The organism is Pseudomonas sp. P1.31, from assembly GCF_001269815.1.
GTDB classification, from domain to species: Bacteria; Pseudomonadota; Gammaproteobacteria; order Pseudomonadales; family Pseudomonadaceae; genus Aquipseudomonas; species Aquipseudomonas rustica.
Window position 1 is genome coordinate 292,656 of sequence record NZ_LHVN01000003.1, and the last position, 12,821, is coordinate 305,476.

Consider the following 12,821-nt stretch of genomic DNA (forward strand, 5'->3'; position numbering starts at 1 on the left):
CGATTGCCAGAACCCCGAAGAAGCTGTGTTAAAGTCGGCGTCCTTATTTATCGACTCTTCGCGTGATATGACCGACTCCAGTCCTGCCGCAAGCCCCTCGAGCTTGAAAATCTACTTCCGCCTGCTCGGCTATGTTCGGCCGTACATCAGTCTGTTTCTGATCAGCATCGTCGGTTTTCTGATTTTCGCTTCGACCCAGCCGATGCTTGGTTACATTCTCAAGTATTTCGTCGACGGCCTGTCGAACCCGGAAGCCGTGCTGTTCCCGACCGTGCCTTACCTGCGTGACCTGCAACTGCTGCAGGCCGTACCGTTGCTGATCATCCTGATCGCTGCGTGGCAGGGTCTGGGATCTTATCTGGGCAACTATTTTCTGGCCAAGGTTTCCTTAGGCCTGGTGCATGACTTGCGCGTGCAGTTGTTCAACAACCTGCTGGTGCTGCCGAACCGCTACTTCGACAAGCATAACTCCGGTCATCTGATTTCCCGCATCACCTTTAACGTGACCATGGTCACGGGGGCGGCAACGGATGCGATCAAGGTCGTAATCCGTGAAGGCATGACGGTGATCTTCCTGTTCGCCTCCCTGCTGTTCATGAACTGGAAGCTGACGCTGGTGATGGTCGCGATCCTGCCGCTGATCGCAGTGATGGTGCGCACCGCGAGCAAGAAATTCCGCAAACAGAGCAAGAAAATCCAGCTGGCCATGGGCGACGTCACTCACGTGGCGTCGGAAACCATTCAGGGTTATCGCGTGGTGCGCAGCTTCGGCGGCGAAGTCTACGAAGAGAAGCGCTTCCTCAAGGCCAGCCAGAGCAACACCGACAAACAGCTGCGCATGACCCGCACCGGTGCGATCTACACGCCGATGCTGCAACTGGTGATCTACAGCGCCATGGCCGTGCTGATGTTCCTCGTGCTGTACCTGCGCGGTGACGCTTCGGCCGGTGACATGGTCGCCTACATCACTCTGGCCGGCCTGCTGCCGAAACCGATTCGCCAATTGTCCGAAGTCAGTTCGACCATCCAGAAAGGTGTGGCCGGCGCGGAAAGCATCTTCGAACAGCTGGACGTGACGCCTGAAGTCGACACCGGCACGGTCGAGCGCGATGCGGTCACCGGTCGTCTGGACGTGCGTAACCTGAGCTTCACCTACCCGGGCACCGAGCGTCAGGTGCTCGACAACATCAGCTTCAGCGTTGAACCGGGGCAGATGGTTGCACTGGTTGGTCGCTCCGGCAGCGGCAAGTCGACGCTGGCCAACCTGATTCCGCGCTTCTATCACCACGACAAGGGCGAAATCCTCATCGACGGTGTGGAAGTTGAAAACTACAAATTGCTGAATCTGCGTCGTCATATCGCCCAGGTGACTCAGCACGTAACCCTGTTCAGCGACACCGTGGCCAACAACATCGCCTATGGCGATCTGGCCGGCGCGCCGCGTGAAGACATCGAGAAAGCCGCGCGTGATGCCTACGCGATGGACTTCATCGCGCAGTTGCCTGAAGGCCTCGACACTCAGGTTGGCGAGAACGGCGTGCTGCTTTCCGGTGGTCAGCGTCAGCGTCTGGCGATTGCCCGTGCGTTGCTCAAGAACGCGCCGCTGTTGATTCTCGACGAGGCTACCTCGGCCCTCGACACTGAATCGGAACGGCACATTCAGGCGGCTCTGGATCAAGTGATGAAGGGCCGCACCACGCTGGTGATCGCGCACCGTCTGTCGACCATCGAGAAGGCTGACCTGATTCTGGTCATGGATCAAGGCCGAATCGTTGAGCGCGGCACCCACGATGAATTGCTGGCGCAGAACGGTTACTACGCCCGTTTGAACGCCATGGGCCTGGATGCTCCGGCTGAAGACATCGCCTGATAATGTTCACGCGGCCCGGTAGGCGCTGCCGCAGGCTGCGATCTTTTGATCTGTTTTTATAGAAGCAAGATCAAAAGATCGCAGCCTGCGGCAGCTCCTACAGGGAAAATGCGTTTCAGCTGTGGGACGTTGTTTGTATCCAGACCTTTACCCTTCTTGACCAAACCGGCATAAAACCGGGCACCGCGCTTGTTAAGGTTCCTCAACGAACTCTTACATCTATCGAGGGGGACATCCCCGTCGCGCGGGTACTCTCATGTTGCAACGCTATCTGTGGAAACTGCTGCCCAAACCGCAGCGGGCCTTCCTGCTGGGGCGCTTGTCGGTGGTTGATCGGCAGGTCGTGAACAAGTCGATGTCGGCCAGCGTGGCGTTTCCAAAGGCTTTTCAGCAGCACTCCTGTTTATTCATTCATGTGCCCAAGTGCGCCGGCAGCAGTGTCTGCGAAGCGATGTTCGACGGCTGGCGCCCGGGGCATCTGCCGTTGTACTGGTATCAGGAGCAGTTTCCGCAACAATTCGCCACGGCCTGGAAGTTTGCCTTCGTGCGCGACCCGCTGGAGCGTGCCTATTCGGCTTTCGCGTTTCTGCGCGGTAATGAACTGAGTGGCCGCGATCAGGCCGCGCAGCAACTGGTCAGGCAGTACCGGGATTTTGACGATTTTGTCTTGCGCTGGCTGCATCCCGAGAACATTCCCCGGCAATTGCACTTTGCGGCGCAAACCGATTTTCTCACCGACTCGCTGGGCCATCTGGCGCTGGATTTCATCGGCTATCAGGAACATCTGCAGCGCGACTTTCAGTTGGTCTGCGAGCAGTTGGGTCTGGCCAGTCAGTTGCCCCACGTCAACAGCTCCCGGCAACGTCAGCCAATGCCCGCACGTGAATTTTGCACCGCGCGCACCCGGCGACTGGTGAGACGGGTTTATCAGCGTGACTACGAGTTGCTCGGTTATGAATGAATCGCTGTCGCTGCCAGCGCCAGCGCCGGCCATTCGCCCTTATAGTCTGGCGCTGTCGCATCAGGCCCGCGCCATGATCAAGGGGCAGCGTCCGCGTTGCCTGTGGCTGACCGGGTTTTCCGGTGCAGGCAAGTCGACGCTGGCCAATGCGCTGGAGCTGTATCTGCATCAGTTTGGCCTGCACACGTTTTTGCTCGATGGCGACAATGTGCGCAGTGGCCTGTGTCGCGATCTGGGCATGGGCGATGGCTGTCGTCGCGAGAACATTCGGCGCATGGCGGAGGTGGCGCGGCTGATGGTCGATGCCGGGCTGATCGTGATCGTCGCGGCCATCTCGCCGTTCCGCGCCGAGCGTGAGGCGGCACGCCGACTGTTTGCCCCGGAGGACTTTATCGAGGTGCATGTCAGCACCTCGTTGCAGGTCTGTGCGCGGCGCGATCCGAAAGGGTTGTATCAAGCGGTTCGCGAGGGCCGGATCAGCAACTTCACCGGCGTCGACAGTCCCTACGAGCCCCCGCTGAGTGCGGAATGCCGAATCGACACTGAAGCCCTTGAACTGCCCGAAGCCTGTCAGCAGTTGGCGGGGTTGCTGCTCAAAAAATGAGCAGAAAACCCACCTGTTTCATCCTGTTGCAGCCTGCGCGCAAGCCGGCGCCAACCCTGTGTTAATATCGCGCCCCTGTTCATTTTGTATGTGGGTTGCTCCATGAAGTTGTCCATGCCGCGATTCGATCAAGCCCCTGTCTTGGTGGTCGGCGATGTCATGCTCGACCGTTATTGGCATGGTGGTACCTCACGGATTTCCCCTGAGGCGCCGGTGCCGGTCGTTAAAGTCGAGCAAATCGAAGACCGTCCGGGCGGCGCTGCCAACGTTGCCTTGAACATTGCCGCGCTGGGTGCGCCGGCGTCGCTGGTCGGTGTGACCGGCGATGACGAAGCTGCCGACAGCCTGAGCAACAGTCTCAAAGGTGCGGGCGTTCGTGCTCTGTTCCAGCGCATCGCGCATCAGCCGACCATCGTCAAACTGCGGGTCATGAGCCGGCACCAGCAATTGCTGCGTATCGACTTTGAAGAACCGTTTGCCACTGATGCATTGGCCTTGGCCTCGCAGGTCGAAGACTTGCTCGAAGGCATCAAGGTGCTGGTGCTGTCGGACTACGGCAAAGGCGCGTTGAAAAACCATCAGGTGCTGATCCAGGCCGCGCGTGCCAAAGGCATTCCGGTGCTGGCCGATCCGAAGGGCAAGGATTTCTCGATCTACCGTGGCGCCAGCCTGATCACGCCGAACCTCAGCGAATTCGAAACCATCGTCGGCGGTTGCGCCGATGAGCACGAGCTGGTGAGCAAGGGCGCGACCCTGATGCACGACCTCGAGCTCGGCGCGCTGCTGGTGACCCGTGGCGAACACGGCATGACCCTGTTGCGCCCGGATCATCCGGCGCTGCACTTGCCGGCACGTGCCCGTGAAGTGTTCGACGTCACCGGTGCCGGCGATACCGTTATTTCCACGTTGGCGGCAGCAATTGCAGCGGGCGAAGAACTGCCTCACGCGGTGGCCCTGGCCAACCTGGCCGCCGGCATCGTCGTTGGCAAATTGGGTACGGCGGCGATCAGCGCCCCGGAACTGCGTCGCGCAATCCAGCGCGAAGAAGGTTCGGAGCGTGGCGTGCTGGGGCTGGAGCAACTGCTGCTGGCGGTTGACGATGCTCGCGCGCACAACGAGCGCATCGTCTTCACTAATGGCTGCTTCGACATTCTGCATGCCGGCCACGTGACCTATCTGGAACAGGCGCGCGCCCAAGGTGATCGCCTGATCGTGGCGATCAACGATGACGCCTCTGTCAGCCGTCTGAAAGGCCCGGGCCGTCCGATCAATAGCGTCGACCGTCGTATGGCGGTTCTTGCCGGTCTGGGCGCGGTGGACTGGGTGATCAGCTTCCCTGAAGGCACGCCGGAAAACCTGCTGCGCGAGGTCAAGCCGGATGTGTTGGTCAAGGGCGGGGATTACGGCATCGACCAAGTGGTCGGCGCGGATATCGTGACTGCGTATGGCGGTACGGTGAAAGTGCTGGGGCTGGTGGCAAACAGCTCGACCACGGCGATTGTGGAAAAAATCCGCGGTCATTAAGGTCAAAAGATCGCAGCCTGCGGCAGCTCCTACATTGGAATGTATTCCCCTGTAGGAGCTGCCGCAGGCTGCGATCTTTTGCTTTCAGGAATTCACTTTCTTGCGCGGTACGATTTTCTTCAGCAATTGCTTGGCCTTGCCGCGTAATCGCGCGAGGCCAGTCGTCTTCTCCGGTGGCGTCAGACCTTGTTGACGCAACCAGTCCTTCCAACGAATCCGCTCATCGCGCACCAGCCAGCCCTCCTGGCGGGCGAAGCTTTCCGCCAGATATAAACCGCGAGTACTCGCCGGGTACAGTTGATCCTTTTTCAGGGTGTACAACTCCGGCAACGGCTGACCGTCCTGCAACGGCATCAGGTACAAATCGGGCCGCTTGCGATCCAGCCGCGCCACCAGTTGATCGCCTTCCAGCCGCTCGTCGACATGAAACAGGCTCAAGGATTTCGCTTCCTTGGGCACGTCCAGGCGCAGGTCGTAAATCAATTGCAGCGACGCCGTCGGCAAATGCACATAAGCCCGTGGCCGTTCCTGCAATTGCAGATTGGCGCAGCGCACCGGTCGCGCTGAACCCGACAGCGGCGACAGGCGAAACGGCAGCGCTTCACGATAATGCAGGGCAGACGAGTAGGGCGCCGGCAGCCACGTATCGTTGAATCGGCCGCCGAGCCAGCCTTCCGGGGTTTCCAGCAAACACTCTTCAGCAATTTCCTGAATCGCCGTGTGCAGCGGAATGTTCAGTTCGTGCGCCGGCACATAACCGGAAATCAGTTTCAGCACCACGTCGCCGCGATCCTGCCGTCGTTGACGCACCAGCACCCAGTAATCGCGATTCTGCCAATGCAGGGTCAGGCGCACCGACACACCGAGGTTGGCCAGCTCCAGCGAAAACCGCTCGGCGTCCGCCACGCTCACCGGTTTGCGCCGTTGCAGGGTCTGGGAAAAATTCAGCGGCATGCCGACGCTCTGATAGGTCAGGCCTTCAGGCGTGGCTTCGACGAACAGTGGCAGGGTTTTGAAGTTGCTCGGGTTCTTTCTGATGAGCGTGCGCGGCATGTCGGCTCCTGCTTAATGCCGCGGGGCGGCGTCAGTGACCACGAAGGACTTGGGCTACGGTCGCAACGTTGTGGGCGAGGTGCAGCGGATTGATCGTTCCGACAATAGCACTGGCTACGCCTGGCTGGGCAAACAACAACTCGAAGCTGGCGCGCACCGGATCGACTCCCGGGCTCAGGCAAACGTGACCGCTGGCCAAGGCCTTTTTCACCAGAATGGCTTTGCCGTGGGCAGCAGCATAGTCAATGACTGCTTTCTCGCTCTGTTCGTTCAGATTGTAGGTGACCATCGCGCAGTCCCCTTGCTCCAACGCTTTCAAGCCGCCCTCGACAGTTTTGCCGGAGAAGCCGAAGCCGCGAATCTTGCCTTCGGCCTTGAGCGCGGCGAGGGTTGCGTAAACTTCTTCGTGCTGAAGAATCGCCATGTCGTTGCCGTCGGAATGCACCAGAACCAGATCGATAAAATCGGTTTCAAGACGTTGCAGACTGCGTTCAACCGACATGCGTGTATGCGCAGCGCTGAAGTCGTGGTGCGACAGGCCATCGGCAAACTCTTCACCGACCTTGCTGACGATTACCCAGTCCTGACGCTGATCACGCAGCAGCGGGCCGAGGCGTTCTTCGCTGCGACCATAAGCGGGGGCAGTGTCGATCAGGTTGATGCCGAGTTCGCGTGCCTGGCGCAGCAACATCCGCGCTTCGTCATCGCCGGGGATCTGAAAACCGTTGGGGTATTTCACGCCTTGGTCGCGGCCGAGTTTGACCGTGCCCAGACCCAGCGGCGAAACCGTCAGGCCGGTGCTGCCCAGCGGGCGGTGGAAGTCGTGCAGGCTCGGAAGGCTCATGGCAGCAGTTGCTCCCAGGCAGGAACGCCCATCGGTGGTTTCGGCAGGGCCGGTAACGGTTCGCTGGCGTGGGGCTGAATGCCGTCGCGCTCAAGTGCAGCGATCACGCGATCAGCGAAGTCCGGCGCCAGCGCCAGTTTGGTCGGCCAGCCGACCAGCAGACGACCTTGCTCGGCGAGGAAGGCGTTGTCCGGGCGGGTCAGCCCGGTTTGCAATGGTTCGGCACGGTCAACGCGCAAGGTCGCCCATTGCGTGGTGCTGAGGTCGATCCACGGTAGCAACTGTGCAATCTCTTTTTGTGCTGTGGCGATCTGCTCGGCGGGCTCGCGGTGTACGCCTTCGCTTTCGGCGATGTCGCCGCCCATGTACCAGACCCACTGACCGTCAGCGGCAGGATGGGTGGTCACGGTGATGCGCGGTTTGGTGCCGCCGCCCAGGCAGTGCGCGTACAGCGGCTTCAGGCCCGGGCCTTTGGCGATGATCATGTGCAGCGGTCGACGTTGCATGGCCGGTTGGCTCAGGCCGAGGTCTTCAAGCAACTGCGCAGTACCGGCGCCGGCGCTGAGCACAATACGTTGCGCACGGATTTCGCGGCCGTCGACTTTCAGGCCGACCAGCACGCCCGCTTCCAGCAGCGGTTCGATAGTTTGCCCGGCGAGCAGACCGTCGCCGGCCAGATCGGCGAGACGCTGAACCAGACTCGGCACGTCCACCACCAGTTCGGCGAGGCGGTAGACCTTGCCCTTGAAGCGTTTGTCTTGCAGGGCCGGCGGCAGTTGCTCGCCCTTGACCTGATCAACGCGGCCACGCACGGCTTTACTGGCGAAGAAACTGGTGAGGTTGCCGGCGAGGGTGCCGGGCGACCACAGATAGTGAGCTTCTGAGAGCAGGCGCACGCCGGACAGATCCAGCTCGCCGTCGCCGGCCAGCGCTTCACGCCAGCGGCGCGGCATGTCGGCGATGGCTTCCGAAGCGCCGGTCAGCGCACCGTGCAGCGCGTATTTGGCGCCGCCATGGATGATGCCCTGGGACTTCACGGTCTGCCCGCCACCGAGGCTGGCGCTTTCCACCAGCACGGTCGAAAAACCCTGACGGCGCAGACGCGCGTTCAGCCAGAGGCCGGCGACACCAGCGCCGACAATCAGAACGTCGGTGGAAATAACGGATGGCATGCAACGACCTCAGGTGTTCAAGACGAGGGCGCAGTATACAGACTCGGCAAAGCGCGGGATTTGTCGATGATCAATGCGACGAATGCAAAACCTGTAGGAGCCAAGCTTGCTCGCGAAAGCGGTGTGTCTGGGATGAATTTTTTGCCTGACACGACGCCTTCGCGAGCAAGCTCTGCTCCTACAGGGATAGGTGTTTGCCGATTAGTGGCCGGCAGTTTTCGAGAACAGCTGAATGACGACGACGCCCAGTACGATCAGCGCCATTCCGAGCATCGCCGGCACATCCAGTTTCTGCCCATAAATAAACAGCGCCGCGACGCTGACCATCACAATCCCCATCCCCGCCCACACCGCGTAAGCCACGCCGACTGGCACCGTGCGCACCACCAGCGTCAGCATCCAGAACGCGATGCCGTAACCGACGATGACCAACACCAGCGGCAACGGCGTGCTGAAGCCTTTGACGGCTTTCATCGACACGGTGGCGATCACTTCGGCGCAAATGGCAATGGCCAGGTAGGCGTAGGCGTTCATGGTTCAAATCCTCAAGGTGAAACGTTGCTTTGCTGAGCCGGCATTCTAGAGATTCCACAGATGGGGTAAAGTCATTACCTATCTGTTCTGAAGATGGGTTGGCGAGTCGATATGCAGTGGAATCTGGATCAACTTCGGGTGTTTGTCAGCGTCGCCGAGCAGCGCTCGTTTTCCGCCGTGGCGCGGCAGCAGCGCAAGGCGCAGTCGGCGATCAGCAGCGCCATCGCCATGCTCGAAGACGACCTCGGTGTCAGCCTGTTCGAGCGTAGCAGCGGTCGCCAGCCGACCCTCACCGAAGCGGGCGAGGCGTTGCTCGAAGAGGCGCGGGAAGTGCTGCGCCAGTGCGAGCGCCTCAACGGTCGGGCGATGGCGATGATGCGCGGTCAGGAAGCGCAGTTGCGCGTGGCGCAGGATGAAGCGATGCCTTATCAGGCATTGGTGGAAAGTTTCGGCGCACTGGCCGAGCAATTCCCCAGCCTCGAAGTGCAACTGACCAGCGCCGCGCAAGGTGAAGTCGCGCGCAAACTGGAGGAGCGTCGCGCTGACCTCGGCCTGCTGTTCTATCACGACGAAATCCCCGAAGCGCTGGAGCGTCGAGTCCTTGGCAGCGTGGAAATGGTCACTGTCTGCGGGATCAATCATCCGTTGGCGACGCAGAGCTACGTCACATGTCAGCAAATGGCGCAGCATCGGCAACTGTTGATGTCGACCCAAACCAGCGTCTACCCCGGCAACGAACCGGCCAGCCCGCAGGTGTGGCGCGCCGACAGCTACTACGTGATGGCCGAATGGCTGGTGCGCGATCTCGGCTGGGCGTGGCTGCCACGCCACGTCGTGCAGTACTCGGCCTATCAAGGTTTGATGGTCGAACTCGACAGCGAATGGACACCGCCGGCGCTGGTGGTGGAACTGGTCTGGCGCCGTGACGAGCCGCTCGGCCCGGCGGCGCGTTGGCTGGCGGAGCGTTTTGCCGTGCACTTGCGGGCGATCGGCGACAAAAGTCGATAAACTCCGCCGCCATGAATAGAACTCTCTACACCGCGCTGTTTTACCTGGGGCTGCCATTGGTGGCGATTCGGCTGTGGCTGCGAGCGCGCAAGGCGCCGGCATATGCCAAGCGGATTGGCGAACGTTTCTCCTACGGCATGCCGACGCTGCAACCCGGTGGCATCTGGGTGCACGCGGTGTCGGTGGGCGAAAGCATTGCCGCTGCGCCGATGATCCGCGCGCTGCTGCAACGTTATCCACAGCTGCCGATCACCGTAACCTGCATGACCCCGACCGGTTCGGAACGGATTCAAGCGCTGTTCGCCAACGAGCCGCGCATCCAGCATTGCTACCTGCCGTATGACTTGCCGTGTGCGGCGGCGCGGTTTCTTGATCGCGTGCAACCGAAACTCGCGGTGATCATGGAAACCGAGTTGTGGCCCAACCACATTCATCAGTGCGCCAAACGCGGGATTCCGGTGGCGTTGGCCAACGGACGCTTGTCCGAGCGTTCGGCGCGCGGTTATGGGCGGTTCCGCAAACTGACCGCGCCGATGCTCGCCGAGATGAGTTTTTTTGCCATTCAGACTGAGGCAGAAGCGCAGCGCTTCCGTGATCTGGGCGCGCGTCCGGAAACGGTCGAGGTGACGGGCTCGATCAAATTCGACCTGACCATTGACCCCGCACTGCTGCAACGCGCCGCCGAATTGCGTGGGCAATGGCAGGCGCTGGAGCGTCCGGTGTGGATCGCCGCCAGCACTCACGAAGGCGAGGACGAAGTGGTGCTTGATGCCCATCGTCGTTTGCTGGCCAATCACCCGGACGCGTTGCTGATTCTGGTGCCGCGCCATCCTGAGCGTTTCAACTCGGTGTTTGAGCTATGTCAGCGTGAAGGTTTCTCCACGGTGCGACGTTCGACCGGGGCCAATGTCGATGCGCAGACTTCAGTGCTGCTTGGCGACACCATGGGCGAGTTGCTGTTTCTGTATGCCTTGGCCGACAGCGCGTTTGTAGGCGGCAGTCTGGTGGCGAACGGCGGGCACAATCTGCTGGAACCGGCCGCGCTGGCGAAACCGGTGCTCAGCGGCCCGCATTTGTTCAACTTCCTCGACATCGCCGCGCAATTGCGTGAGGCCGGGGCGTTGGCAGAAGTGGAGGATGCCGAAGGGCTGGCGGTGGAAGTGCAGCGCTTGTTCGAGTTGCCGCGTGATGCGCAACGCATGGCCGACGCCGGGCTGGCGGTAATGCGCCGCAATCAGGGCGCGTTGCAGCGGTTGCTGGATGGCTTGGCGCGGCTGATCAAATAGTCGCTTGGAATATTACTGTGGCGAGGGGATTTATCCCCGATCGGCTGCGCAGCAGTCGTAAATCCTGTTTGCCAAATCTGACTGAATCACCGCGGTGAATGGTTTTGGGGCTGCTACGCAACCCATCGGGGATAAATCCCCTCGCCACAGGGGATTCATTCCAGATTGTTTATGGGCGGGCCTTGAGTTGCTCTTCCGCAGCCTTGGCCAGGTCCGGCGGCAGGAAATCCTTGTCCGGGTTGTAGTCGGCTTTCAGATAACGGCGCAGATCTTCCAGGTCGCCGGGATTCAACGTCCCCGCCGCCTGCTTCAAACGCAGGTTGTCGAGGATGTAGTCATACCGCGTGTTGTTGTAGTTGCGCACCGAGGTGTACAGCTGACGCTGCGCATCGAGCACGTCAACGATGTTGCGCGTACCGACCTGATAACCGATTTCCGTGGCTTCCACCGCGCTCTGGTTGGAAATGATCGATTGCTTGCGCGCCTGTACCTGCTCGACGTCGGTGTTCACCGCGCGGTGCAGGTTGCGGGTGTTTTCGACGATCTGCCGACGCAGCGATTCGCGCTGTTGTTCGCTCTGATCCAGCTGCGCATACGACTGACGCACTTGCGAACTGGTCAGCCCGCCGCTGTAAATCGGCACGCTCAGTTGCAGGCCGACGGTGGTCTGTTCAACGTTGCCACCGTAAGGCGCACCGAACGAGTTCGGGTTGGCGAAACCGAGGGCGTCGTTGTCACCTTTTTCGTATTTGGCCACAGCATCGAGGGTCGGCAAGTGACCGGCCTTGCGCTGCTTCAACGTCTCTTCGGCGGAACTAACGGCGTAGTTACTGGCCAGCAGATTCAAGTTCTGGCGTGCCGCCGTATCGACCCACGATTTAGCATCGTTCGGCGCTGGCGGCAGAATCGGCAGCGAGTGAACGATGCCCTGAATCGAGTTGTACTGACGGTTGGTCAGGGTGATCAGCGCTTCAAACGCATCATCGACCTGACGCTGCGCAACGATGCGGTTGGCCCGTGCGGTGTCGTAACTGGCTTGCGATTGCAGGACGTCGGTCTTGTCCGACAGGCCGACATCGAAACGCTCGTTGGACTGGTCGAGCTGGCGCTTGAACGCGGCTTCTTCGGCCTTGGTCGAGGCCAGGTTGTCCTGACTGCGCAGCACGTTGAAATAGCTTTCGGCCGATTGCAGGATCAGGTTCTGCTCGGTTGCCGACAGTTGCAGTGCGGCCTGCTCGTTGACGTCCTTCGCGGCCTGATACTGGAACCAGCGATCGGCGCGGAACAACGGTTGGGCGAGGGTCGCCTGATACGAATGCGCGCTGCGGTTGGCGATGGCTGAAGGCTGATCAATCGAGGTGCGCACGTTGGCCGTTTCGGCACCGCCGGACAGGTTCGGCAGCAAACCTGCGCGGGCCTGTGGCACCACTTCTTTCTGTGCGCCGTACTGGGCGCGGGCGGCGGCCAGATCGGCGTTGTTGTCGACCGCTTCCTGGTAAACGCTGACCAGATCGGTTTTGGTCGACAAGGGCGCTTCTGCTGCCCAGGCCATTGCGTTGGACGCACAAGACACGGCAATAGCCAGTGAGAGTTTGCGCAGCATGAGGCGATCCCTAGCATTAATATTATGGAAATAATGTGCGCGCCAAGGCTACGGCGCGGCCCCTGTAGCGTCAAGGCGCGGCAGGGCAAAGCGAGTGTAGTTGCGCAATCGGTTCACAACAATCGGCCAAGCCCCTGTATTTGCGCCATTCATCATGGTGTTTGCCGCGGTGTTGGCGTTCTTTGCCAGTTGTGTCTAGACTGGCCGGGTTCTTGTCGGGGTGCCTTGCTATGAGGCTGAGATCGAATAATTTCGGATCCCGTTGAACCTGATCAGGTTAGCGCCTGCGTAGGGAACAAGATTTCTCGTCACCCGGCGAGTCCTCTTGTGCTTCGTCCGGGAAATTGTTCGACAATCGAACG

Annotated in this window: 11 protein-coding genes and 1 riboswitch; of the genes, 6 read left to right on the forward strand and 5 right to left on the reverse strand. The window is 60.6% G+C overall.

Going from position 1 to position 12,821, the window contains the following annotated elements; genetic code table 11:
* The first annotated feature begins 67 nt into the window (after nt 1-67).
* From msbA to hldE, 4 genes are all read left to right on the forward strand, one after another.
* Nucleotides 68-1,870, forward strand: coding sequence for a lipid A export permease/ATP-binding protein MsbA (gene msbA, locus AD669_RS02065; RefSeq protein WP_053116729.1), 1,803 nt, complete (start codon nt 68-70; stop codon nt 1,868-1,870).
* 256 nt (nt 1,871-2,126) lie between these two features.
* Complete coding sequence (locus tag AD669_RS02070; RefSeq protein WP_053116730.1) at nt 2,127-2,831, forward strand: sulfotransferase family 2 domain-containing protein; 705 nt, start codon at nt 2,127-2,129, stop codon at nt 2,829-2,831.
* On the forward strand, nt 2,824-3,435 hold the full coding sequence (cysC, locus tag AD669_RS02075) for an adenylyl-sulfate kinase (RefSeq protein WP_053116731.1): 612 nt from the start codon (nt 2,824-2,826) through the stop codon (nt 3,433-3,435). Before AD669_RS02070 ends, cysC begins: the two co-directional genes overlap by 8 nt.
* A 102-nt stretch (nt 3,436-3,537) precedes the next feature.
* Nucleotides 3,538-4,959: a bifunctional D-glycero-beta-D-manno-heptose-7-phosphate kinase/D-glycero-beta-D-manno-heptose 1-phosphate adenylyltransferase HldE gene (gene hldE / locus AD669_RS02080; RefSeq protein WP_053116732.1), complete on the forward strand. Its 1,422-nt coding sequence runs from the start codon at nt 3,538-3,540 to the stop codon at nt 4,957-4,959.
* Nucleotides 4,960-5,043: 84 nt separating this feature from the next.
* Here the strand turns inward: hldE and AD669_RS02085 are convergent, their stop codons facing one another.
* From AD669_RS02085 to AD669_RS02100, 4 genes are all read right to left on the reverse strand, one after another.
* Entirely contained in the window at nt 5,044-6,012 is a 969-nt protein-coding gene (locus tag AD669_RS02085) for a hypothetical protein (protein ID WP_053116733.1), read from the reverse strand.
* 31 nt (nt 6,013-6,043) lie between these two features.
* Nucleotides 6,044-6,856, reverse strand: a complete 813-nt coding sequence (locus tag AD669_RS02090; RefSeq protein ID WP_053116734.1) for an aldo/keto reductase — start codon at nt 6,854-6,856, stop codon at nt 6,044-6,046.
* A complete protein-coding gene (locus AD669_RS02095) occupies nt 6,853-8,028 on the reverse strand; it encodes an FAD-binding oxidoreductase (RefSeq protein WP_053116735.1) in 1,176 nt (391 codons plus the stop codon). Before AD669_RS02095 ends, AD669_RS02090 begins: the two co-directional genes overlap by 4 nt.
* A 201-nt stretch (nt 8,029-8,229) precedes the next feature.
* Complete coding sequence (locus AD669_RS02100; protein ID WP_053116736.1) at nt 8,230-8,562, reverse strand: multidrug efflux SMR transporter; 333 nt, start codon at nt 8,560-8,562, stop codon at nt 8,230-8,232.
* Between the two features lie 111 nt (nt 8,563-8,673).
* On the opposite strand from AD669_RS02100, the gene AD669_RS02105 reads away from it, so the two are divergent.
* Both AD669_RS02105 and waaA read left to right on the forward strand, forming a co-directional pair.
* The gene (locus tag AD669_RS02105) at nt 8,674-9,570 is read left to right on the forward strand and encodes a LysR family transcriptional regulator (protein ID WP_053116737.1); all 897 of its coding nucleotides are present in this window, start codon (nt 8,674-8,676) and stop codon (nt 9,568-9,570) included.
* 11 nt (nt 9,571-9,581) lie between these two features.
* Nucleotides 9,582-10,856: a lipid IV(A) 3-deoxy-D-manno-octulosonic acid transferase gene (gene waaA, locus AD669_RS02110; protein WP_053116738.1), complete on the forward strand. Its 1,275-nt coding sequence runs from the start codon at nt 9,582-9,584 to the stop codon at nt 10,854-10,856.
* 169 nt (nt 10,857-11,025) lie between these two features.
* Here the strand turns inward: waaA and AD669_RS02115 are convergent, their stop codons facing one another.
* Nucleotides 11,026-12,459, reverse strand: coding sequence for a TolC family outer membrane protein (locus AD669_RS02115; RefSeq protein WP_053116739.1), 1,434 nt, complete (start codon nt 12,457-12,459; stop codon nt 11,026-11,028).
* 206 nt (nt 12,460-12,665) lie between these two features.
* A riboswitch (TPP riboswitch) is annotated at nt 12,666-12,771 on the forward strand.
* The last annotated feature ends 50 nt before the right edge of the window (nt 12,772-12,821 follow it).